Annotated in this window: 21 protein-coding genes; 11 read left to right on the forward strand and 10 right to left on the reverse strand. The window is 70.9% G+C overall.

The genetic code is table 11. The annotated features are described in order from the left end of the window. Positions 1–11: 11 nt before the first annotated feature. From dacB to folE, 6 genes are all read left to right on the forward strand, one after another. Positions 12–1748, forward strand: a complete 1737-nt coding sequence (gene dacB, locus OG734_RS27850; protein WP_443064920.1) for a D-alanyl-D-alanine carboxypeptidase/D-alanyl-D-alanine endopeptidase — start codon at positions 12–14, stop codon at positions 1746–1748. A 181-nt stretch (positions 1749–1929) separates the two neighbouring features. Then, positions 1930–3063, forward strand: a complete 1134-nt coding sequence (locus OG734_RS27855; protein WP_330290221.1) for a zinc-dependent metalloprotease — start codon at positions 1930–1932, stop codon at positions 3061–3063. Positions 3064–3253: 190 nt separating this feature from the next. Next, on the forward strand, positions 3254–4297 hold the full coding sequence (gene tilS / locus OG734_RS27860) for a tRNA lysidine(34) synthetase TilS (RefSeq protein ID WP_330290222.1): 1044 nt from the start codon (positions 3254–3256) through the stop codon (positions 4295–4297). A 63-nt stretch (positions 4298–4360) separates the two neighbouring features. Then, the gene (hpt, locus tag OG734_RS27865; RefSeq protein ID WP_330290223.1) at positions 4361–4921 is read left to right on the forward strand and encodes a hypoxanthine phosphoribosyltransferase; all 561 of its coding nucleotides are present in this window, start codon (positions 4361–4363) and stop codon (positions 4919–4921) included. A 232-nt stretch (positions 4922–5153) separates the two neighbouring features. Next, complete coding sequence (gene ftsH / locus OG734_RS27870) at positions 5154–7190, forward strand: ATP-dependent zinc metalloprotease FtsH (protein ID WP_330293807.1); 2037 nt, start codon at positions 5154–5156, stop codon at positions 7188–7190. A 148-nt stretch (positions 7191–7338) separates the two neighbouring features. Further along, positions 7339–7944 (forward strand): GTP cyclohydrolase I FolE, encoded by a 606-nt coding sequence (folE, locus tag OG734_RS27875; protein ID WP_330290224.1) that lies wholly within the window; start codon positions 7339–7341, stop codon positions 7942–7944. Positions 7945–7992: 48 nt separating this feature from the next. Here the strand turns inward: folE and OG734_RS27880 are convergent, their stop codons facing one another. From OG734_RS27880 to OG734_RS27905, 6 genes are all read right to left on the reverse strand, one after another. Then, positions 7993–8478 carry a DUF3180 domain-containing protein gene (locus OG734_RS27880; RefSeq protein WP_330290225.1) on the reverse strand — a complete coding sequence of 162 codons (486 nt, stop codon included), beginning with the start codon at positions 8476–8478 and terminating at the stop codon, positions 7993–7995. A gap of 59 nt (positions 8479–8537) precedes the next feature. Next, a complete protein-coding gene (gene folK, locus OG734_RS27885) occupies positions 8538–9149 on the reverse strand; it encodes a 2-amino-4-hydroxy-6-hydroxymethyldihydropteridine diphosphokinase (protein WP_330290226.1) in 612 nt (203 codons plus the stop codon). After that, on the reverse strand, positions 9146–9505 hold the full coding sequence (gene folB / locus OG734_RS27890) for a dihydroneopterin aldolase (RefSeq protein WP_189150548.1): 360 nt from the start codon (positions 9503–9505) through the stop codon (positions 9146–9148). Before folB ends, folK begins: the two co-directional genes overlap by 4 nt. A 267-nt stretch (positions 9506–9772) precedes the next feature. Further along, positions 9773–10282, reverse strand: a complete 510-nt coding sequence (locus tag OG734_RS27895) for a nuclear transport factor 2 family protein (RefSeq protein WP_330290227.1) — start codon at positions 10280–10282, stop codon at positions 9773–9775. Next, positions 10279–11175: a dihydropteroate synthase gene (gene folP / locus OG734_RS27900; RefSeq protein WP_330290228.1), complete on the reverse strand. Its 897-nt coding sequence runs from the start codon at positions 11173–11175 to the stop codon at positions 10279–10281. The genes OG734_RS27895 and folP overlap by 4 nt, the downstream gene beginning before the upstream one ends. 211 nt (positions 11176–11386) lie before the next feature. Next, the gene (locus OG734_RS27905; RefSeq protein ID WP_330290229.1) at positions 11387–13195 is read right to left on the reverse strand and encodes a phosphatidylglycerol lysyltransferase domain-containing protein; all 1809 of its coding nucleotides are present in this window, start codon (positions 13193–13195) and stop codon (positions 11387–11389) included. Positions 13196–13428: 233 nt separating this feature from the next. Between OG734_RS27905 and OG734_RS27910 the strand changes: the two genes are divergently transcribed. Next, positions 13429–14550: an alpha/beta hydrolase gene (locus tag OG734_RS27910; RefSeq protein ID WP_330290230.1), complete on the forward strand. Its 1122-nt coding sequence runs from the start codon at positions 13429–13431 to the stop codon at positions 14548–14550. A 124-nt stretch (positions 14551–14674) separates the two neighbouring features. Further along, on the forward strand, positions 14675–16006 hold the full coding sequence (locus OG734_RS27915) for a hypothetical protein (RefSeq protein ID WP_330290231.1): 1332 nt from the start codon (positions 14675–14677) through the stop codon (positions 16004–16006). Positions 16007–16059: 53 nt separating this feature from the next. Here the strand turns inward: OG734_RS27915 and OG734_RS27920 are convergent, their stop codons facing one another. Further along, on the reverse strand, positions 16060–17397 hold the full coding sequence (locus tag OG734_RS27920; RefSeq protein WP_330290232.1) for a PH domain-containing protein: 1338 nt from the start codon (positions 17395–17397) through the stop codon (positions 16060–16062). Beyond that, positions 17394–17921 carry a PH domain-containing protein gene (locus OG734_RS27925; RefSeq protein WP_330290233.1) on the reverse strand — a complete coding sequence of 176 codons (528 nt, stop codon included), beginning with the start codon at positions 17919–17921 and terminating at the stop codon, positions 17394–17396. The genes OG734_RS27920 and OG734_RS27925 overlap by 4 nt, the downstream gene beginning before the upstream one ends. A gap of 31 nt (positions 17922–17952) precedes the next feature. Between OG734_RS27925 and OG734_RS27930 the strand changes: the two genes are divergently transcribed. Next, the gene (locus tag OG734_RS27930) at positions 17953–19122 is read left to right on the forward strand and encodes an NADH-quinone oxidoreductase subunit D (RefSeq protein WP_330290234.1); all 1170 of its coding nucleotides are present in this window, start codon (positions 17953–17955) and stop codon (positions 19120–19122) included. Between the two features lie 54 nt (positions 19123–19176). On the opposite strand, the gene OG734_RS27935 is transcribed toward OG734_RS27930, so the two are convergent. Then, positions 19177–20166 (reverse strand): SAM-dependent methyltransferase, encoded by a 990-nt coding sequence (locus OG734_RS27935; protein ID WP_330290235.1) that lies wholly within the window; start codon positions 20164–20166, stop codon positions 19177–19179. Between the two features lie 119 nt (positions 20167–20285). Here OG734_RS27935 and OG734_RS27940 point away from each other — a divergent pair, with 119 nt between their 5' ends. After that, complete coding sequence (locus OG734_RS27940) at positions 20286–21488, forward strand: sensor histidine kinase (RefSeq protein ID WP_330290236.1); 1203 nt, start codon at positions 20286–20288, stop codon at positions 21486–21488. Positions 21489–21547: 59 nt separating this feature from the next. Beyond that, positions 21548–22219 (forward strand): response regulator transcription factor, encoded by a 672-nt coding sequence (locus tag OG734_RS27945; protein ID WP_330290237.1) that lies wholly within the window; start codon positions 21548–21550, stop codon positions 22217–22219. Positions 22220–22267: 48 nt separating this feature from the next. Here the strand turns inward: OG734_RS27945 and OG734_RS27950 are convergent, their stop codons facing one another. Further along, entirely contained in the window at positions 22268–23446 is a 1179-nt protein-coding gene (locus OG734_RS27950; protein ID WP_330290238.1) for a threonine aldolase family protein, read from the reverse strand. Between the last annotated feature and the right edge of the window lie 126 nt (positions 23447–23572).

Below are 23572 nucleotides of genomic sequence, written 5' to 3' on the forward strand. Positions count from 1 at the left end.
GAAAGGGGCTGGTGGTCGTGCCAGAGCTGAGGCCGTGGCGGGCCGCGAGGCCACGGATGGCGCGGCTCGCGCGAACCGTACGACCCCGTCTCACCCGGGCCACGGCAACGGTGAAACCGCAGCTCGGACGGGCAACAGCAGCTGTGAAACCGCAACTCGCACGAGCCGGACGAGCCACAGCCGCCGTGAAACCGCGGGTCGCACGGATCACACAGGCGGTGGCCCCGAAGCTCGCCGCTCTCCCGAGGCCGAGCACTCTTCAGCCCCTGAAGACACTGCCGCTGTCGATGCCGAAGAACCTGCGGACCTGGCAGTACACCGCGGGAGCCGCCACCGCCGGACTGGCGTTGACCGCCGGCGTGGTGACCGCCGCCGGCCCCTGGGACTCCTCCGGTCAGCGTACGGCCGAGCGGGACTGGGCCGCCGTCCAGGAGCGATCCGGTGGCACAGATCACGGTCGTAATTCTGATACGTCCGACACGTCCGGTGCCTCCGGTACGTCGGCCGGGGCGCCCGCGCCCGCGCCGAGCGCCCCCTCCGTGCTGGCCGGCCTCGGCAGCGCCACCGGCACCCTGAGGGCGGCACCCGTCGGAAAGGCCCTCGCGGCCGTTCTGGACCCGCTCCTGAGGAACCCCGCGCTCGGCACCCGTCGGACGGCCGCAGTCGTCGACGTCGGCACCGGAAAGCGCCTGTACGGCCTGGGGGCAGGCGAGGCGCTGGTCCCCGCCTCGACGACGAAGATCGCCACGGCCGTCGCCGCGCTCTCCGCCATGGGCGCCGACCACCGCCTCACCACCAGGGCCGCTCTGGAGCCCGACACGAACGAACTCGTCCTGGTCGGCGGCGGCGACCCCACCCTGACGGCCCGTACGGACCCGGAGGGCTGGGCCAGCCTGCGCACCCTGGCCGACTCGACGGCCGCCGCCCTGAAGAAGCACGGCGTACGCCAGGTGACGCTGTCGTACGACACCACGCTCTACGCCGGCCCGGAACTCCACCCGATCGGGGCCGACGAGAACCTCGCCCCGGTCAGCGCCCTGATGGCCGACGAGGCTCGTACGAACGACTCGACCAGCGGTACGGCCCTGCGCTTCACCGACCCGGCAGCGTCTGCGGCCCGCACTTTCGCGACCCTGCTGGCGAAGCACGGCATCAAGACGACCTCCCCCGGCCCGTCCAAGGCCACCGGCCGCGCGACCACCCTCGCGAAGGTCTCCTCACCGCCGCTCTCCGCTCTCGTCGAGCGCATGCTGACCAACAGCGACAACGACCTCGCGGAGGCCCTCGCCCGCCAGACCGCGATCGCCACGGACGTCCGGCCCGACTTCGCGGGCGGCGCCCGGGCCATCCACACCCGGTTGGCGAAGCTCGGACTGCCCATGTCCGGCGCCCGTTTCGCGGACGGCAGCGGCCTGAACCGCGCCGACCGCCTCACCCCGAACCTCCTCACGGCCATCCTGGCCAAGGCGGGCGACCCGTCCCACCCCGAACTCCGCGCGGCCCTCACGGGCCTTCCGGTGGCAGGCTTCACGGGCACCCTGAGCACCCGCTACACGGACGGCGCGGCAGGCGTCGTACGGGCCAAGACCGGCACCCTGACCGGAGTGAACGCCCTTGCGGGCACGGTCGTCGACCGCGACGGCCGCCTCCTGGCCTTCGCCTTCCTGGCCGCCGACAGCACCAGCAAGACGGAGGCCCAGGCAGCCCTGGACCGCACGGCAACGGCACTGGCGGCCTGCGGCTGCTGAGCGCTCCGCTGGGCGCGGCGGCTTCTTTGTCCGCGGGCCCGGTGGGGGCTGGTCGCGCAGTTCCCCGCGCCCCTACGGGGCTCGGTCCGTGCCGCGGTGCGGGGGTGCCGACCCAACAGACCCGGGCCCCTGCCCATCTCGCTGCCTGCCCCCGGAGGGGCCCCTCACGTACGGTTGACGCATGACGAGCATCGGTGGTGCCGCATCTGCTGGGATGGTCGACTGGAATCTCGCGGTGGCGACCGCGACCCGGCTGGTACGGCCGGGCCCCGAAGTGAGCCGTGACGAGGCCCGGGCCATCGTCTCGGAACTGCGCCGGCACGCGAAGGCCTCTGAGGAGCACGTCCGGGGCTTCACCCGGATGGGAACCGATGCCGCCCACGACACCCCCGTACTCGTCGTGGACCGCCCCGGCTGGGTGCGGGCGAACGTCGCCGGGTTCCGTGAGGTGCTCAGGCCGCTGCTGGACAAGATGCAGGAGCGGCGCGGGAGTTCACCGGGCGGGGCCGTGCTCGGCGCGGTCGGCGGCAAGGTGACCGGCGTCGAACTGGGGATGCTGCTGTCGTTTCTGTCGTCCCGGGTCCTCGGCCAGTACGAGACCTTCGCCCCGGCCACCCGCGAACTGCCGGCGGGCGCGAACGGCGGCGGCCGACTGCTCCTCGTCGCCCCGAACATCGTGCACGTGGAGCGCGAACTCGACGTAGAGCCCCACGACTTCAGGCTCTGGGTGTGTCTGCACGAGGAGACGCACCGCACCCAGTTCACGGGCGTGCCCTGGCTGCGTGACCACCTGGAGGGCGAAATCCAGTCGTTCTTGGGGGAGACCGACGTCGACCCCATGACGTTCCTGGAGCGCATCAGGGAGGCCGCGCAGTCCCTCGCGGGCGGTCGGCCGGAGGGCGAGGAGGACGACGGGGGGCGTTCCCTGGTGGAGCTGGTGCAGACGCCCACGCAGCGGGAGATCCTCGGCCGGCTCACCGCGGTCATGTCCCTCCTGGAGGGACACGCGGATTTCGTGATGGACGGCGTGGGTCCCGCGGTGGTGCCCTCCGTGGCCGAGATCCGGGAGAAATTCCAGCAGCGGCGGGCCAAGGGCGCCTCCCGCCTGGACCTCGCGCTGCGCAAGCTGCTCGGTCTGGACGCCAAACTCAAGCAGTACCGGGACGGTGAACGGTTCGTCCGGGCCGTCGTCGACCAGGTCGGCATGGACGGCTTCAACCGCGTGTGGACCTCCCCGAACACCCTTCCGACGAAGGGCGAGATCGCCAAACCGGCGGACTGGGTCTCGCGGGTGCACCGCAAGGCGGAATCGTGAGTCCTTGGGGTACGTGGTGAACGAATCCGGCCGACGGCAGGTGAACGCCCCTTCAATCACCCGTCCGAGGGACCGTGGGGCATGGGTAGGCGTGCAATGCTCGGGGAACGCCCCGTTTCTGTCACCATCTACACACTCTGAGTGACCGGACTCGGCTCACCCCCCGAAAACTTCATGAAGGGAACCGGACATGGGTCCCCATCCTGCGGTCGCGGCGATACGCCTGGCGGTTCGCCGCGCTCTCCACGACATCCTCACCGCCCACACCCCGCCCCACAGCCTCGTCCCCGCCCCCGCCACCCCCGGCGAGTCCTCCCCGCTCGTCCTCGTGGCGTGCTCCGGCGGCGCTGATTCCATGGCGCTCGCCTCCGCCCTCGCGTTCGAAGCGCCCAAACTCGGTCTGCGCGCCGGCGGCGTCACCGTCGACCACGGTCTGCAGCCCGGCTCCGACCTCCGCGCCGACGAGGTCGTCCTGCGCCTGACCGAACTCGGCCTCGCCCCGGTCGAGGCGATCTCCGTCACCGTCGGCCGCGAGGGCGGCCCCGAGGCCGCCGCGCGCGACGCCCGGTACGGCGCCCTGGACGGCGCCGCCGAGCGCCACGGCGCCACCGCGGTCCTCCTCGGCCACACCCGCGACGACCAGGCCGAGACCGTGCTGCTGGGCCTCGCCCGCGGCTCCGGCATCCGCTCCCTGTCCGGGATGGCGGCCGTCTCCGGAGGACCCGGGGCCCCCGGCCGCTACCGCCGGCCCTTCCTCCAGCTCGACCGGCAGACCGCCCGCAAGGCGTGCATGGTCCAGTCCCTCCCGGTCTGGGACGACCCGCACAACGCCGACCCGGCCTATACCCGGTCCCGGCTGCGTCACGAGGGCCTGCCCGCCCTGGAGAAGGCCCTGGGCAAGGGCGTCGTCGAGGCCCTGGCCCGCACGGCCCAGCTCTCCCGCGACGACGCCGACGCCCTCGATACCTGGGCCCGCCAGGCCGGGGCCTCCGTACGGGACGCGGCGGGCCTCCTGGAGTGCGCCAAGCTGTACGCCCTGCCGCCCGCTGTACGTCGCCGCATCCTGCGCAGCGCCGCCATCGAGGCGGGCGCTCCGGCCGGTTCGCTGTTCGCCCGCCACATCGAGGAAGTCGACCGGCTGATCACCGGCTGGCGCGGCCAGGGGGCCATCAATCTCCCCGGCCGGGTGGTCGCCCAGCGGCAGGGTGGCAGACTGGTGATTCGGCAAGGCTGAATCTCACCCCCTTCGGGGAGGGGTCGGGCGAACGAGCCAGCGAAATGGCGACGACCGAAAGTGATGCGGGTGGACGCGAAAGACATGGGTGCCGACCTCAAGTCGGTGCTCATCACCAAGGAAGAGATCGACGCGAAGCTGGTTGAGCTGGCCGCGAAGATCGACGCGGAGTACGCGGGCAAGGACCTACTGATCGTCGGCGTCCTCAAGGGCGCGGTGATGGTCATGGCCGACCTGGCCCGGGCGCTGTCCACCCCCGTCACCATGGACTGGATGGCCGTGTCGTCGTACGGCGCGGGCACCCAGTCCTCCGGTGTGGTGCGGATCCTCAAGGACCTCGACACCGACATCAAGGGCAAGCACGTCCTCATCGTCGAGGACATCATCGACTCCGGGCTGACCCTGTCCTGGCTGATCTCCAACCTCGGCTCCCGGGAGCCCGAGTCGCTGAAGATCTGCACCCTGCTGCGCAAGCCGGAGGCCGCGAAGGTCGCCATCGACGTGGAGTGGGTCGGCTTCGACATCCCGAACGAGTTCGTGATCGGCTACGGCCTCGACTACGCGGAGAAGTACCGCAACCTCCCGTTCGTCGGTACGCTCGCGCCCCACGTCTACGGCGGCTGAGCCAGCGGCCGAGGCGGTGGCCCCTGCGGCTGCTGAGCCAAAGGGCCAGTCCTGTGGGACGCCCGGGAACCCAGACGGGCTCCGCGCCGTTGGAGCTTTCGTAGACGGGATGCCAGCCCGCCCGTGCGCCTTCGGGTGACAATGCTGGGGTACCGTCCGAAGAGCAGTCTTTAGAACAGTCTTTATCAAACTCACTATGGCAGGAGGGACGGGGCGGCACCGCTCCGTATGGATGGACGTGAAGCGATACTTCCGTGGGCCGGTCATGTGGATCGTGCTGGCCGTCCTTGCCGTGGTCGTGTTGATGCAGGTCGTCGGCTCGTCCGGCGGCTACAAGACGGTGGACACAGGCCAGGTCGTCCAGGCGATCAACGACAACAAGGTCGAGCAGGCCAAGATCACCACCGGTGACGAGCAGGTCATCAAGGTCCAGCTCAAGGACGGCCAAAAGGTCGAGGGCAGCTCGAAGATCCAGGCGAGCTACATCGGCGACCAGGGCGTCAACCTGGCGAACACTCTCCAGGACAAATACCAGAACAAGCAGATTCCGGACGGCTACACGGTCTCTCCGACCAAGCAGAACGCTTTCGTCGGCATTCTGTTGTCGCTGCTCCCCTTCGTTCTCATCGTCGTCGTGTTCCTGTTCCTGATGAACCAGATGCAGGGCGGCGGCTCCCGGGTCATGAACTTCGGGAAGTCCAAGGCCAAGCTCATCACCAAGGACACCCCGAAGACGACGTTCGCCGATGTGGCGGGCGCGGACGAGGCGGTCGAGGAGCTCCACGAGATCAAGGAGTTCCTGCAGGAGCCGGCCAAGTTCCAGGCCGTCGGCGCCAAGATCCCCAAGGGTGTGCTCCTCTACGGGCCTCCCGGTACGGGCAAGACGCTGCTCGCGCGTGCTGTCGCGGGTGAGGCGGGCGTTCCGTTCTACTCGATCTCGGGTTCCGACTTCGTCGAGATGTTCGTCGGTGTCGGTGCCTCCCGGGTCCGTGACCTCTTCGAGCAGGCCAAGGCGAACGCCCCGGCGATCGTCTTCGTCGACGAGATCGACGCGGTCGGCCGCCACCGCGGCGCCGGCCTCGGCGGCGGTCACGACGAGCGCGAGCAGACGCTCAACCAGTTGCTCGTCGAGATGGACGGCTTCGACGTCAAGGGCGGTGTGATTCTCATCGCTGCCACGAACCGTCCGGACATCCTCGACCCGGCGCTGCTGCGCCCCGGCCGATTCGACCGCCAGATCGCGGTCGACCGTCCGGACATGCTGGGCCGACTGGAGATCCTCAAGGTTCACCAGAAGGGCAAGCCGGTCGCACCGGACGTCGACCTGTCGGCGGTCGCCCGTCGCACGCCGGGCTTCACCGGCGCGGACCTGAGCAACGTCCTCAACGAGGCCGCGCTGCTCACCGCCCGCAGCGACAAGAAGCTGGTCGACAACGCGTCGCTCGACGAGGCCATCGACCGCGTCGTGGCGGGCCCGCAGAAGCGGACCCGGATCATGTCGGAGAAGGAAAAGAAGATCACCGCGTACCACGAGGGCGGCCACGCCCTGGTCGCGGCGGCCTCCCCGAACTCCGACCCGGTCCACAAGATCACGATCCTGTCCCGCGGCCGGGCCCTCGGTTACACGATGGTGCTCCCGGACGAGGACAAGTACTCCACCACTCGCAACGAGATGCTCGACCAGCTGGCCTACATGCTGGGTGGCCGGGCGGCGGAGGAACTGGTCTTCCACGACCCGACGACGGGTGCCGCGAACGACATCGAGAAGGCCACGGCAACGGCCCGCGCGATGGTCACGCAGTACGGGATGACCGAGCGCCTCGGCGCGATCAAGTTCGGCGGCGACAACACCGAGCCCTTCCTGGGCCGGGAGATGTCGCACCCGCGCGACTACTCGGAAGAGGTCGCCGCGCTCGTCGACGAAGAGGTCAAGAAGCTCATCGAGAACGCGCACAACGAGGCCTGGGAGATCCTGGTCGAGAACCGCGACGTCCTCGACGCGCTGGTGCTCCAGCTGCTGGAGAAGGAGACGCTGAGCAAGGAGCAGATCGCCGAGGTCTTCACTCCCATCATCAAGCGCCCGGCCCGCCCCGCGTGGACCGGCTCCTCCCGGCGTACGCCGTCCACCCGCCCGCCGGTGCTCTCCCCCAAGGAGCTGTCGCTGACGAACGGGACCAACGGCTCGGCGCCGGCGATCACCGCCAAGGCCGGAGCCACCGAATCCGTCCCCGCGACGGAGTCGGCACCGGAGGACCGCACCGAGAGCTGATCCCGCCTCTCCTGCCCCGTCCTGCTCAGTGGGCCCGGAATGGATGCCGCGCCCCCCAGGTTCTAGCCTGGGGGGCGCGGCATTTCGGTATGTCCGCATGTGCGGCGCGTGGTCCACACGCGTGACAGGGACAGGAACGAGGCACCAGATGACCGACCCCGTGACGCTGGACGGCGAGGGCACGATCGGCGAGTTCGACGAGAAGCGGGCGGAGAACGCCGTACGCGAACTACTGATCGCGGTCGGCGAGGACCCGGACCGAGAGGGCCTGAGGGAGACGCCGGGGCGGGTGGCGCGGGCGTACCGGGAGATATTCGCGGGGCTGTGGCAGAAGCCCGAGGACGTGCTGACGACGACGTTCGACCTGGGGCACGACGAGATGGTGCTGGTGAAGGACATCGAGGTCCTGAGTTCCTGTGAGCACCATCTGGTGCCGTTCGTCGGGGTCGCCCACGTCGGTTACATCCCGTCTGTCGACGGCAAGATCACGGGGCTGTCGAAGCTGGCCCGGCTGGTGGATGTCTACGCCCGTCGGCCGCAGGTGCAGGAACGACTCACTACGCAGATCGCCGACTCCCTGATGAAGATCCTTGAGCCGCGCGGCGTGATCGTCGTCATCCAGTGCGAGCACATGTGCATGTCGATGCGGGGCGTCCGGAAGCCGGGTGCGAAGACCATCACGTCGGCGGTGCGAGGTCAGTTGCGGGATCCGGCCACTCGTAACGAGGCGATGAGTCTGATCATGGCCCGCTGATCGCTGATCGCTGATCGCTGATCGCTGGTCGCTGGTCGAGGGGCGGAGCTATGCCGCCGGGGCCGTGCCCGCGTTGTTGTCGTCGTCCTCCGGGAGTTTGCAGACCCGTTCCAGGAAGAAGGCCGCCGCTATGACGGCGATGCCCGCCACGACCGAGAAGCCGGCGTAGATGGCCTGATCGCGGCGGGCCGGGATGTCCAGGGACTCCAGGAGGAAGGCGCCCGTGCCGCCGTACATTCCGGCGACCAGGGCGGCGACCAGGGCGCTGGCCTGGCCGAAGACGACCGCGCGGGCGGCCATCAGGGGGTCGACGCCCTTGGCGCCGGGGCGGCGGTCGCGCTGGGCCTTGAGCCGGGCGCGGAGGGAGAGGGCCGTGGCCAACAGGACCACGGCGATCAGGGCGAGGACGACGGGGGCGGCCAGCGGGACGCTGGGGAGCGTCCCCACCGCGTTCCACAGCCGGGCGCCCGCCCAGGAGAGCACTCCGGCGACGACGAACACGCCGGCCAGCATCTTGATGCGCAGCTCTCTCACGGTGCCCCTTCAGCTCCCCGGACCGGACCGCCGACCTGTGGTCGTCATGACCTTAACGGCTATTCCGGCAGCTGGAGTTCCAGGTCTGCGCGGGCAGCGACACCTTCCAGGGCGACGCCCTCCAGGATCGCCGCCACCGGGCCGCGACCGGGCAGCTGGGCCTCGGGGTCCACGTCGTGCCAGGGGGCGAGGACGAAGGCCCGCTCGTGGGCGCGGGGGTGGGGGAGAGTGAGGGTCGGGTCGTCGGAGACCTCGTCGGCGTACGCGACGATGTCGACGTCGATCGTGCGCGGGCCCCAGCGTTCCTCCCGGACGCGGTGGAAGGCCTCCTCGACCGCGTGGGCGCGTTCCAGGAGCGAGGACGGGGGGAGCGTGGTCTTCAGGACGACCACCGCGTTGAAGTACGACGGCTGGCTGCCCGCCGGAACGCCCCACGGCTCCGTCTCGTACACCGGGGAGACTGCCTTGATGCGGACACCCGGGGTGTCCTCCAGGGCGTCGATGGCCCCCTGGAGGGTCTCCAGGCGGTTGCCGAGGTTCGAGCCGAGGGAGATGACGGCGCGCTTCGGGTTGTGCAGGGTGGTGTCGGCGGCGTCCACCTGCTGCACGACCGAGGCGGGCACCGGTTGGACGGTCGGGTCGCTGTGACTCTCGGTGAACGAGGCGGTCATACTCGGCTCCGGGTGATGGTGATGGTCACGTCGTCGAAGGGGACCGTGATCGGTGCGTCCGGTTTGTGGACGCACACCTCGACCTCCTGGACCCCCTGGTGCTTCAGACAGACCTGCGCGATGCGCTCGGCGAGCGTCTCGATGAGGTCGACGGGCTCGCCCTCGACGACGGCCACGACCTCCTCCGCCACGATGCCGTAGTGCACGGTCTTCGCCAGGTCGTCGTCGGCCGCGGCCGGGCGGGTGTCCAGGCCGAGTGAGAGGTCCACGACGAAGGTCTGGCCCTCTTCCCGCTCCTGCGGGAACACACCGTGGTGTCCACGGGCCCTCAGGCCGCGCAGCGCGACACGATCCACGCGAATCACTCCTGCAATCGTCGTTGGCGGCCGCTTCGGACCGGGTGCGGTCGGCCCGGCAGCCATTTCCGAATCTACCTGCGAGCACTGACAGTGCCCGCCCCACTAGGGGCCCGTCCAAGGGATGACCAGGAGGGTTCATCGAGTGTTTCCCCGTGGGAACACGGCTGCTCACGGGCTGGTAGCCGCACTTACCCCGTGTTCGTGATTCCAACCACGTTCGGCCGTGTTCGGCTGCGTTCGGCCCAGGAGAACGTCAGGCGGCCGTCAGGAGGGTGTGTCGTCGGCCTCGGTGTCGTCTTCGTCGTTCTCGGCGAGGACCGGGGAGGCGTGGTGCGACCAGAGTTTCCAGCCGACGGGGGTGCGGCGGAACAGATTGGTGGCGACGACCAGCTGGCCGACCAGCGGCCCCAGCTCGTCGCTGTCCTCGGGTGCCGGCCCGCCGCTGAGGATGTTCTCGGTGCAGGTCACCAGGGCGGTGTCGCCGGTGACGGAGACATGCACGTCGGTCAGGAAGAACTGGATGTACTCAGTGTTGGCCATGATCAACGCGTAGGAGCGGAGCACCTCGCCGCGTCCGGTCAGTACCGGCCAGCCCGGGTGCACGCAGGAGACCACACCGGTCTCCGCCGGGTCGTGGTACTCCTCGTCCACGCCCAGGTCGGCGGGGGTGAGCCAGAGCGAGGACAACTCGTCGAAGTCGCCCTGTTCCAGCGCCTCGTAGAAGGCGGTGTTGGCGAGCTCGACCTGCTCGACGTCGGTGTGGGGCGCGCTCACCGGGCTCCCTCGGTGCTGCGGACCGCTTCGGCGCCGCGGGCCTCCTCGACCGCGCGGGCGACCCGTACGGCATCCGCGGTGGCGCGGACCTCGTGGACGCGGACCGCCCAGGCGCCCTGGTGGGCGGCGAGTGCGGAGACGGCGGCGGTGGCGGCATCCCGCTCCCGCGCGGGCGGCGGGGCGCCCTCGGGGCCGGCCAGTACGCGGCCCAGGAAGCGTTTCCGGGACGCGGCGACCAGCAGGGGGTGGCCCAGGCCGTGCAGACGGTCGAGGTGGGCCAGGAGGGCAAGGTCGTGATCGGCGCCCTTGGAGAAGCCGAGGCCCGGGTCGACGACGATCCGGTCGGGGGCGACACCGCCGGCCAGTACGGCGTCCACGCGCGCGTGCAGTTCGTCGACGACCTCGGAGACGACGTCCGCGTACACGCCCTTGACGTTGCCGCCCTGCAGGAAGCCCCGCCAGTGCATGACGACGAAGGGGGCGCCCGTCCGCGCGACGACCGGGATCATCGCGGGGTCCGCGAGGCCGCCGCTGACGTCGTTGACGAGGACCGCGCCGGCTGCGAGCGCCTGTTCGGCGACCGAGGCGCGCATCGTGTCGACGGAGACGGTGACGCCCTCGGCGGCGAGGCCGCGGACCACGGGGACGACGCGCTTGAGTTCCTCGGCCTCGTCGACGCGGGTGGCGCCGGGGCGGGTGGACTCGCCGCCGACATCCACCAGGTCGGCACCCTCGGTGACCAGGTCGAGGCCGTGCTTGACGGCGGTGGTGGTGTCGAACCAGCGGCCCCCGTCGGAGAAGGAGTCCGGGGTCACGTTCACGACGCCCATGACCGCGCAGCGGTCCCAGGCCGGGAGGCCGGCGACGCGGCCGCGTCCGCTGTGGTTGTTCATGCGTTCAGCGTAGGCCCCCGGCGGTCGGGCGGGTTCTTTGGTGCGGGTGCGTTGTGGCTTGGGCCTTTGTTTCCCACCCACCCGCCCGTCTCGGCCCGTCAATCGGCTCGGTCGAAAAGCATTCTCGGCTCGGGCGAAAGCAGGCTGGGATCGGTCGGGAAGCATTCTCGGCTCGGGCGGAGACAGTCGTGGGGCTGTCTCTGCCACGTCCTCACACCGCGCGCACCGTGCCTCTGTCCGCCACCGCGTGGGCGCAGGGCCGTGGGGACGAGGTGCGACGGCGGAAGAAGCGGGGGAGGGCCAGGGTGACGAAGCCTTCTGCCTGCATGGCGGCGAGGCCGATGCGGGGGAGGTCGCTGGAGGTGCGGTAGACGACGAAGCGTGGTTCCCAGCGGGGGCGGAACTTGGCGTTGAACTTGTACAGGGATTCGATCTGGAACCAGCGGGAGAGGAAGACCAGTAGTCCGCGCCAGGCGCGGAGTACGGGGCCGGCGCCGATTTTCTCGCCGCGGGCGAGTGCTGAGCGGAACATGGCGAAGTTGAGTGAGACGCGGGCGATGCCGAGGCGGGGGGCGGCTTCCAGGGCGGCCACGATGAGGAGTTCGTTCATGCCGGGGTCGGCGGAGCGGTCGCGGCGCATCAGGTCGAGGGAGACGCCGTCGGTGCCCCAGGGTACGAAGTGCAGGATGGCTTTGAGGTCGCCGTAGGGGCCCGGTTGGTCGTCGGTCTTGTGGGCGGTGGCGATGAGGCAGTCGCCGTCGTCGGGGTCGCCGATGCGGCCCAGGGCCATGGAGAAGCCGCGTTCGGTGTCGGTGCCGCGCCAGTCGTCGGCGGCGTGGCGGATCCGTTCCAGTTCGGCCTGGCCGAGGTCACGGATGCGCCGTACCCGGGTTTCGTAGCCTGCGCGTTCGATGCGTTTGACCATCTGGCGCACGTTGCGCATCGCGCGCCCGGAGAGGGAGAAATCCGCGACGTCCACCACCGCCTCGTCGCCCAGTTCGAGGGCGTCGAGGCCGGTTTCGCGGGTCCAGACCTCGCCGCCGGTCTCGGAGCAGCCCATGACGGCGGGGGTCCAGGAGTGGGCTTTGGCTTCGTCCATGAAGCGTTCGATGGCGCCGGGCCAGGCTTCGACGTCGCCGATCGGGTCGCCGCTGGCGAGCATCACGCCGGACACGACCCGGTAGGTGACGGCGGCCTTGCCGCTGGGGGAGAAGACGACCGCCTTGTCGCGGCGCAGTGCGAAGTGGCCGAGGGAGTCGCGGCGGCCGTGCTTGTCGAGGAGGACGCGCAGGCGGTCCTCGTCCTGGGGGGTCAGGTGTGCGGCCGGGTGTTCGGGCCGGAAGGCGAAGTAGATGGTGGTGAGGGCGGTGAGCAGGCCGAGGGCGCCGAGCGAGAAACCGACCGTCCAGGAGGTGGGCCCGTCGTAGTCGACGGGGCCCTCGAAGCCGAACAGGCCGTACAGGACGTGGGTGATGCGGTCGGCGAGGCTCGGATCGCCGTACATGCGGTCCCCGTGGGCGCTCACCACGACCAGCCCGAGCGCGAGTGAACCGGCGCTCATCAGCACGAAGTTGGTGAGGGCGCGCCAGCGGCTGCGCGGGTCGGGCAGCGCCTCGAACTCGGTACGGTTGCGCAGCAGCATCACCAGCAGGAGTACGGAGATGACGAGCCCGACGAACGAGTGCCGGTAGGTGAACTGGGCCACGGCGCCGGCCGGCAGCAGGGCCACAGCGGCGCGCCACGCCCGGCGCTTGCGGCGCCTGAGGCCGTGCGCGAGGAGCAGCAGGAGGACGCCGGTGCTGAGCGAGAGCGCGGCGGCGAACGGGCCGAGCGCGCCGGGCAACACCTCCGCGAGCGCGTGCATCCGGCTGTGCCTGAAGCGCGGGAAGACTCCCGCGGCGATGTCGACCAGACCCACGAGCGCACAGGCCCGGGCGACCCAGGCGGGGACTGCCTCGGGACGTGGACCGCGCAGTACTCGCGGCACTCGACGTGATCGTTCCGGAACCTCGCCCGACATTTCCCCATCTATCCTGACAGACATCGCATCCCATTAGTTCTGCGAGAGACCTGGAATCCGGAGCCGATCCGGCATCCGGTGACATTGCGCCCTCTAGGACGGTGTCTCGGGGGACGAGGTTCACTCACCCACGGAAAGCCATACCAAAGGACAACCAAAGCCCGGGGCAAGCGGTCGTGAAGGAACGTGAGGGAAGCGGCCGGCGTCGGCGGAGAGAGTGGGCAACTGCAGTCATGGGTCTCACGAGCAAGACAGTGCTGGCGCTGGCGATCCTGGCCGCCACCCTGCTGTTCATCGGCACGATCGTGTTCTGGCCACGGCTGGCGCGCCGCAACTGGCGGGCCGTCGGCGGCCGGACGGTGCTGCTGCTGGCCACCCAGGTCGCGGTGTTCGTCTCGGTCGGTCTCGCCGTCAACCAGAGTTTCGGTTTCTACGCCTCCTGGGACGACCTCCTGGGCAAGGAGACCGACCAGGGCGTGGTCGTCGACCAGAGCACCGGGGCACACGGCGGCTTTCAGGTGCTCTCCACCCAGTCGGTGAGCGTGCCGGGCGGTCATCTGCCCAGGGTCGGTGGCCAGATCCAGAAGATCGGCGTCGTCGGCAAGAAGACGGGCATCACCTCCCCGGCGTACGTCTATCTGCCACCGGAGTACTTCCAGCCGCAGTACGCGAAGCGCACCTTCCCGGTGGTCGTCGTCCTCACCGGTTATCCCGGGACCGCCAAGGCCCTGGTCAGCAAGCTCAATTTCCCGGACACCGCGCACGAGTTGGCGAGGGAGGGCCGGGCGCAGCCGATGATCCTGGTGATGCTGCGGCCGACCGTGGCGCCGCCCCGGGACACCGAGTGCGTGGACGTGCCGGGCGGGCCGCAGACGGAGACGTTCTTCGCCCGGGACCTGCCCACGGCCCTCGCCGGCCACTACCGGGTGGGTCCAGGGCCCGGCGGCTGGGGCATCATCGGCGACTCGACGGGCGGCTACTGCGCGCTGAAGATCGCGATGCACCACCCGCGCGCGTACACCGCCGCGGTGGGCCTGTCGCCGTACTACAAGGCGCCGGTCGACGCCACCACGGGAGACCTCTTCCAGGGCGACAAGAAGCTGAAGCGCCAAGCGGATCTGGAGTGGTACATCAAGCACATGCCGCCGCCCGACGTCTCTCTGCTGGTCACCACGAGCAGGCACGGAGAGGCCAACTACGGTTCGACGATGCGGTTCGTAGATCTCGTCAGGGCGAAGGCCCCGACCAGGATCTCGACGATCGTCCTGGAGAGCGGCGGCCACAACTTCAACACCTGGCGGCGGGAGATCCCCGCGTCGCTGGAGTGGCTGAGCCGGCGGTTGACCGACCGCTGACGCCGCCGAGCACGGCGAGAACGGCGAGGACGCAGACGCCCCAAGCCCTGTGAAGGGTTTGGGGCGTCTGTGTTTTTACCGGGCGGGGCACCAAGATTCGCCTACTCGCGGTAAGTTTCTGGCCATGCCACGTGGACGTCACCGCCATTCACCCCCTCTGCACAGATTGCTGCCTCCTGCGGCGATCGCGGGCGTCTCGCTCGTCTGTTCCCTGGGGCCATGGGTGTTCACGGATACCGGCATCCTCCGGGTGCTCGCCGCGTTCGCCGCGGCGATCACGGTCGTGGGTGCGGCCGTCATGCGCCGCTGGGACGCCGAGGCGGGCAAGCAGGTCGCCGACCTCACGCGCGCGCGTGCGGGCGACGACTGGCGGCACGAGGAGCGCGTCGCCGAACTGGAGACCGACCTGGAGGAGTCCCGCGAACTGCGCGTCAAGCTGGAGCAGAAGCTGCGCGCGAAGCGGGCCGAGCTCCAGGGGCTGCGCAACGAGCACGCGGCGCTGCTGCGCCGGTACGCCACGGCGGAGACCGAGCGGGCCAGCGCGCTGGAGGGCCGGCGCCTGCTGGAGCTGGAAGCTTCGGAACAGGATCTGGACACGGATGCGGACGTGGACGTGGACGCGGGTGCGGACGTCGACGTCGACGTGAAGGCGGCTGCTGCCAAGGGGGCGGCGCGGGTGCTTCCCGCCGGGGCCGGTGAGTCGGCGGACGAGGCGGAGGCGGACGAGGCAGACCCGGCAGTCATGGTCGACTCCGACGCGGCCGCACTGGACGCGGCGGCGGCAGGTGTGTCGGCGGCGCTGGGCGCGGTCGGCGCGGAGTCCTCGGACTCGGAGGAGACCCCGGCGGCACCGGCGATCTTCTCGCCGGAGGGTTCCTCGCTCTTCCTGCGGGCGCGTGCGGCGCTGGCCAGGTTCGACGGCGAGGCTCCGGCGAAGGCCGGACCGGCCCTGGCCGCCGCGGAGATATCCGCACCGGTCCCGGCGACCCCCGAGGCCTCCGACCGCCCGGCCGCCGACAAGGCGGAGGCCGCGCCGGAGGACGAGGCGAAGGGGAAGTCCGAGGCGGCCCGCGGGCATACGCGTGCCGCCGCCACTCCCGCCGAGGCGAAGCCCGCCAAGCCCGTGCGCGGTGCCGGGCACTACACCGTCCCGACCGCGGTGGCCGTCGTACCGACCAGCGTGCCCGTGCGCAGGCCCACCGCGGAGGGCGGGTTCGACTTCTTCGGTACGCAGAAGGAGACGGCGTCGGCGGCGCTGGACGCCGTACAGAACGAGGACCTTGCCGACGTCGTCGGACAGGAGGCGCTCGCGCTGCACAAGGCGGAGTCCGAGGCGCAGTTCAAGCCCGCGGACGAGGCGTCGCGCGGCATCGGAATCGGTCAGGTGATCGACCTGACAGCGCACGACGAGACCGAGCAGATCGACCTGCAGGGGCTGCGGAGCGCGGTTTCCTGACGGTCGGTCACACCGGTTACGCACGCCCTGCCGGGTTGGTGTGTATGAGCCTGTTACGCCATCCACCGGTCCGGCAGCGCGTCCCGCCGTCCCGTCCGTGACCGCTCGGCCTGCCCCCGAAGCAGCTCCGCGGCCTCCTGGGCGTCCCGTAGACCGGCTGTGACGGTCTTGTTGGCCCCCGTGTCCACATGGACGTCCGCGAGGCCTTTGAAGCGCGCCCAGGGCCCTTGCTCCAGCCGTACGCTCTGGACCTTGGCGTGCGGGACCAGGGCGAGGCTGCGGCGCAGCAGTCCGTGCCGGGAGACGAAGACGCTGTCGGTGACGGCGATGCCGTAGCCGCGCCACCAGAACGGCAGACACCAGCCGGCCCGGCGCGGCGGACGCGACAGCGAGGCGGGCACGGTCACCCCGGGCAGCACCTGGCCTATGACCGCCTCCGCGATCTCACGCGGAGCAACCGGCACCAGCACCGAGTTCGACGAGCCCGCCACGTCCAGCTCCACCCGGACCCACCCGCGCCGCCGCCACAGCAGCGGCTCCACGATCCGTACGGTCTGCACGCGCCCCGGCGGCACCGTCTCGTGGGTGCGGTCCAGGAGGCCGTGGTCGATGCGCAGCCCGTCCGGGGACTCACCGACCGTCCAGTCGTACTCGGCGACGAACCGCCCCACGCTGCTCGCGCCCGCCGCGCCGAGCAGCGGGACGCCGGTCGCGAGCACCGTCCACAGGCTGTGGGTGACGAACCAGAGGAACGGCGGTACGACCAAAGCGGCGGCCAGCGCGCCCCAGGTCGCGCCGGTCAGCACCAGGGAGACGGCGAGCACGCGCGCGGGGATGTGCAGCAGTTGCCGGGCCGGTGCCTCGCCCACCTCGTGCGCGGTCTCGGGCGCGAACCCGGCCGCGCGGGCGAGGAGTTCGGCCCGCAGGGCACGCGCGTGCCCCTCGCCCAGGTATGCCAGCTCGTCCTTCTTGTCCGTCCCCACGACGTCGAGCTTGAGCTTGGCGACGCCCGCGACCCGGGCCAGCAGCGGCTGGGTGATGTCGACGGCCTGGATGCGTTCGAGCCGGATGTGCGCGGTGCGCCGGAACAACAGGCCGGTGCGGATGCGCAGTTCGTTGTCGGTCACCGCGAAGTGGGTGAACCACCAGGTCAGAAAGCCGTACAGGGCACCGCCGACGAGGCACACGGCGAGGCCGAGCAGCAGGGTAGTGGTCGTCAGCCGGGTCAGCTGCCGTTGCGCCTGGTCAGGGTCGTGCACGGCCCACCCGATGAGCACGGCGACCGGCGCCCACGCGCGCCTGAGCGGTGTGACGGGATGCAGCCGCTGCTCGGCGACCGGCTGTTTGCCGTCCGCCGTGGATACGTCCGCCTCGATGCCGGGGGGCGTCACAGGCCCGCCGATCGGGCCTGGCCGAGCTCGGTGAGCCGATCCCGCAGCCGTTCCGCCTCCGCCGGCTCGAGGCCGGGGATGAGTGCGTCGGTCGCGGCGGCCGCCGTGTGCAGCTGCACGCTGGCCAGCCCGAAGTGCCGGGCGACGGGCCCCGACGTCACCTCGACCAGCTGCATCCGCCCGTACGGCACGATCGTCTCCTCGCGCCACAGCACACCCCTGCTGATCAGCAGGTCGTCGGCGCGCTCGGCGTACCGCCAGGAGGCCCAGTTGCGGCCCAGCATCGGCCAGCCCCACAGCAGCAGGCCGAGCGGCAGCAGCGCGAAGGCCGCCCAGGCGGGCCCGGCGAGCAGGCCGGGCAGCAGCCCCGCACCGAGCGTCAGCGGCGCCAGCCAGACCACCAGCAGCAGCCGGCGCATCCGCAGCAGGTCCCTCGGCAGCCCGGTCCACACCGGTTCGCCGTGCCCTTCGTCGTGCCCCTCGCCTCGCGTTTCGCCCGCGGTCTCCGGGCTCCCCGTCTCCATGCCGCAAGCGTACGTACGACAGACTGTGTCCATGAGTCCCATGACGGAGACCACGGAGCCCGTAGAGACCATCGTCGGTATCGGCGGCGCCGCGGAGAGCACGGACATGGTGCTCAACATCGGGCCCCAGCACCCGTCCACGCACGGCGTGCTGCGGCTGCGGCTCGTGCTCGACGGTGAGCGCATCCAGCACGCGGAGCCGGTGATCGGCTATATGCACCGCGGCGCGGAGAAGCTCTTCGAGGCGCGTGACTACCGTCAGATCATCATGCTGGCCAATCGGCACGACTGGCTGTCGGCGTTCTCGAACGAGCTGGGCGTGGTCCTCGCAGTGGAGCGGATGCTCGGCATGGAGGTCCCCACGCGCGCGGTGTGGACACGCACGCTGCTCGCGGAGCTGAACCGGGTGCTCAACCACCTGATGTTCCTGGGCTCGTATCCGCTGGAACTGGGCGGGATCACACCGATCTTCTACGCCTTCACGGAGCGCGAGGAACTCCAGCACGTCATGGAGGAGATCTCCGGCGGGCGCATGCACTACATGTTCAACCGCGTGGGCGGCCTCAAGGAGGACCTCCCCGCGGGCTGGACCACCCGCGCGCGTGCCGTTGTCTCGTCCGTCCGCTCCCGCATGGACCGGTTCGACGACCTGGTGATCGGCAACGAGATCTTCCGGGGGCGCACGCGCGGCGTGGGCGTGCTCTCGCCGGAGGCCGTGCACGCGTACGGCGTGAGCGGGCCGATCGCGCGCGCCTCGGGCGTGGACTTCGACCTGCGCAGGGACGAGCCCTATCTGGCGTACGGGGAGCTCCAGGACACCCTGAAGGTCGTCACCCGGCAGGAGGGCGACTGTCTCGCCCGCTTCGAGTGCCTCCTGGAGCAGACGCACAACGCGCTCGACCTGGCCGACGCCTGCCTCGACCGCCTCGCCGAACTGCCGCCCGGGCCGATCAACCAGCGTCTGCCGAAGGTCCTGAAAGCGCCCGAGGGGCACACGTACGCGTGGACCGAGAACCCCCTCGGTATCAACGGCTACTACCTCGTCAGCAAGGGCGAGAAGACCCCGTACCGGCTGAAGCTGCGCTCGGCCTCCTACAACAACATCCAGGCACTGGCGGTACTGCTGCCCGGGACACTGGTCGCGGACATGGTGGCGATCCTGGGGTCGCTGTTCTTTGTGGTCGGGGACATCGACAAGTAGCGCCGAGTAGCGCCAGGCAGCGCCGAGTGGGCCCGAAGTCTCGAAAGAGGGTCCTCAGAGGAGCGGGTCGGCGATTCCCGCCGACTCCACCAGCCACCCGAAGTCCCCGAGTCCGCCCGTCGCCGTCAGTTCGGCGGCCTCTCCGGCGCCCGCCAGGGCCCGTACGTACGCGGCGGGGTCCGTGGACGCCAGGGACAGCGGGGGGCGCCCGCCGGCCACTCCGAGGGCGTGCAGGGCCTCCCGCTGGGTCAGCAGCCGCGCCCCCGGCCCCGCACACGCGTCCAGCGCCACATGGGCGGTCAGGTCGCACGAGCCGTCCGGCACGGGCGCCGTCCCGTGTCCGGCCCGGAAACCGGTGAGCGTCCCGAAGGGCGGCCGGGTGCCGGCGGTGTGGGCGTAGTCGACGGCGACGGCGAGCCCCCGGTCCACAGTGGCTCTGGCGGCGGCCCAGGCGGTGTCCCTGGGGAGCCCGATCTCGGCCCGCGCCCCCGGCTCCGGCGGCAGCGGCCACCATCGCGCCAGCCACTCCGCGGCCGCACCGGAAACCGGCTCCCCGAGCCGCTCGGCCCCGTCCCGGCGTACGAGGACCAGGCGCGGTACGCCCGCCGGGTCGACCTCCGCCACCTCCACGGGGACGTTGTCCAGCCACTCGTTGGCGAACAGCAGGCCGGCGACGCCGCCGGGGGGCTCGGTCAGCCACTCGACGCGGTGATCGAGGTCCGCGGGACGGTCGGCCAGCTCGACGGCGTACCCGCGCGCGCGGGCGGCCACCTCCGCGGGCAGGGCATCGAGGACACCGGTGACGAGTTCGCCCCGGCCGGCGCCCATGTCGACGAAGCCGAGCGACGCGGGACGGCCCAGCGCCTCGTCGACCCGGCAGAGCAGCTGTGCCACGGCACCGGCGAAGAGCGGCGAGGCGTGCACGGACGTACGGAAGTGCCCGGCGGGCCCCTCGGGCCGACGGTAGAACCCGTGTTCGCCGTACAGCGCCTCCCAGGTCGCCGCCCGCCAGCCCCGCCACTCGCCCGCCGTCTCTCCCGCCACGGGGTCAGGCTAGGGCTACCCAGGGGACGGGGTCTCCACCTTGCGGAGTATGCGGGAGCGTTGCGGATCGACCCTCCGGTTGACCCACGCACACACAACGCTTCCCTACGCTGGGTTACGTGCAACGCGTCTATGACTTCCTCCGCAGACACCCGACATGGGTCGACGGCTTCTGGGCCGTCTTCCAGTTCGGGATCTCCATGCTGAGTGGAGCCCTCCAGAACGACATTCAGGGTGCCGCGTCCCCAGCGGTGCACGTCATCCTGACGATCCTGCTGTGCCTGGTGATCGCCCTGCGCCGGCGCATGCCCGAGCGGATGCTCGTGCTGGCCGCCGCGGTCGGGCTGGCGCAACTGGTCCTGGACGTCGGGCCGCTGCCCGCCGACTTCGCCATGCTGGTGATCGTCTACACCGTGGCGGTGAGCGGGCCCCGCTGGGCCTCGCGCTTCGCGCTGATCGGCGGTCTGTGCGCGTCCCCGCTGGCCCAGATGCGCTGGCCGGAGAGGGAGTCGAGCACCGCGGGCAATCTCGCCCTGGTGGTCTTCCTGGCGGTGCCGTTCGCCCTCGCCTGGGTGCTCGGCGACTCGTTGCGCACCCGTCGTGCCTACTTCGCCCAGCTGGAGGAGCGCGCCGCCCGCCTGGAGAAGGAGCGCGAGGCGCAGGCCAAGGTCGCGGTCGCCGCCGAGCGCGCCCGGATCGCCCGTGAACTGCACGACGTCGTCGCGCACAACGTCTCCGTGATGGTGGTCCAGGCCGACGGCGCCGCCTACGTTCTCGACACCGCCCCCGACCAGGCGAAGAAGGCACTGGAGACCATCTCCGGCACCGGCCGCCAGGCCCTCGCCGAGATGCGCCGGCTGCTCGGCGTCCTGCGCACCGGCGAGCACCAGGAGGGCGGCGAGTACGTTCCGCAGCCCGATGTCGAGCAGCTCGGCGACCTGATCGAGCAGTGCCGTACGTCGGGCCTGCCCGTCGACTACAAGATCGAGGGCACACCGCGTCCGCTGCCCAGCGGCGTGGAGCTGACGGCGTACCGCATCGTGCAGGAGGCGCTCACCAACACCCGTAAACACGGTGGCCCGAACACCGGAGCGAGCGTGCGCCTGGTCTACTTCGACGACGGACTCGGCCTGCTCGTCGAGGACGACGGCAAGGGCGCCCCGCACGAGCACTACGAGGAGGGCGGCGTCGACGGACAGGGGCACGGCCTGATCGGCATGCGCGAGCGCGTCGGCATGGTGGGCGGCACCCTGGACGCGGGGCCGCGCCCGGGCGGCGGCTTTCGCATCAGCGCCCTGTTGCCACTCAAACCCGCCCACTGACACGTGCACGTTCGATCAACGCATAGATGTTTGATATGTACCGACCGGAGGACCCCGCCATGCACATCCGTGTGATGCTCGTCGACGACCAGGTGCTGCTGCGCACCGGGTTCCGGATGGTGCTCGACGCCCAGCCGGACATGCAGGTCGTGGCGGAGGCGGGCGACGGTGTCGAGGCTCTCCAGGTGCTGCGGGAGGCCGAGGTCGACGTCGTGCTGATGGACGTACGCATGCCGAAGCTCGACGGGGTGGAGACCACCCGGCGGATCTGCCAGGGCGACGACCCGCCCAAGGTACTGATCCTGACCACCTTCGACCTCGACGAGTACGCCTTCTCCGGGCTGAAGGCCGGCGCGTCCGGGTTCATGCTCAAGGACGTGCCGCCCGGCGAACTCCTCACCGCCATTCGCTCCGTGCACAGCGGCGACGCGGTCGTGGCACCCTCGACGACCCGGCGGCTCCTCGACCGCTTCGCGCCGATGCTGCCGAGCACCGGCAAGCAGCCCCACCACAAGGAGCTGGAACGGCTCACCGGCCGTGAGCGCGAGGTCATGATCCTCGTCGCCCAGGGCCTGTCGAACGGCGAGATCGCGGCCCGGCTGGTGCTGTCGGAGGCGACCGTGAAGACCCATGTGGGCCGCATCCTGACCAAGCTGGGCCTGCGGGACCGGGTGCAGGTGGTCGTCCTCGCATACGAGACGGGGCTCGTGCGTGCGGGCGGGGCCGGCTGATCGCCCTGGTCCCACTGACAACGCCCCGGAAAACGCGGCTACAGGCCCCTACAGCCGCCCCACGAACTCCGTCACCGCCGCCTTCACGTCGTCCGCCGTCCACTCCAGGCCGGTGGCACGGACGAACACCTCGGTGACCGCGAGGCCCGGGCCGCCGCGGGCCCATTCGTTGGCGAACAGGAGGGTCTTCGTCTCCTCGCCCTGCCGGACCGCCGCCTCCGCGACGACCTCGTGGTCGTACGGCAGCCAGACCTGGAACTCGTTCGTGTGCGGCACCTCCGGGTGGACGCGCATCCACGGCACCCCGGCCGCCGCGAAGCCCTCGCGCAGCGCGGCGGCGACCACGCGCGCGTGGGCCACGTACTCCGGGAGGCGCGGCAGCTCGCGGTCCAGGCCGACGAGGGCCGACAGGACGGTCGGGAACTGCTGGAAGACCGCGCCGCCGTACCGGTGCCGCCAGGCCTTCGCCTCCTCGATGAGGGTCCTGGGGCCGGCCAGGGCGGCGCCGCCGTATCCGTCGAGGGACTTGTAGAGCGACACGTAGACGCTGTCCGCGAGGCCCGCGATCTCGTCCAGGGGGCGGCCGAAGTGGGTGGTGGACTCCCACAGGCGGGCCCCGTCGAAGTGCACCACCGCGTCGCGGTCCCGCGCCGCCGCCACGACCTCGGACAGTTCCTCCCAGGTGGGCAGTACGAAACCGGCGTCCCTGAGGGGCAGTTCCAGCATCAGCGTCCCGAAGGGCTCGTCGAAGTCGCGCACCTCGTCGGCCGTCGGCATCCGGGGCTCGCTCGTCACCCGGAGCGGGCGCAGTCCGCTGACGGTGCTGAACGCGTTCCGCTCGTGCACCTCGGGGTGGGCGAGTGCGTGCAGGGCCACGGCCGGATTGCCGGTGCGGCCCGCCCAGCAGCGCAGGGCCACCTGCTGGGCCATCGTGCCGGTCGGGAAGAAGGCAGCGGCCTCCTTGCCGAGCAGCCCGGCTATCCGCTCCTCCAGGGTCTCGACGATCCCGCCGCCGTAGATGTCGGACGGCTCGTCCAGGTCGTACGACTCCCGCGCCTCGTCGAGCAGGGCCAGCCGCTGCCCGATCGTCCCCAGGAACCCGGGGCGCGCCAGGACCCGTTCGGCGCCCCGGAGCGCGGCCCGGCGCCGCAGCCGCCGTTCGTCTTTGCCGTGCTCTTCGCCGGGTTCGTCGCCCGGTCGCCCGCCGTCTTCCGCCGTATCGCTCATGCTCCGGATCATGCCGCGCGCGGGATCGGGCGGTCACGCGGATTTCCGTGAACTCCGTGCGCGGACGGTGTGCGGGCGCCCACAGCCTGTGGACAACCGGACGCCCCTCGGACCGATCGCGTTAAC

Source organism: Streptomyces sp. NBC_00576, from assembly GCF_036345175.1.
In the GTDB taxonomy this organism is placed as follows: domain Bacteria; phylum Actinomycetota; class Actinomycetes; order Streptomycetales; family Streptomycetaceae; genus Streptomyces.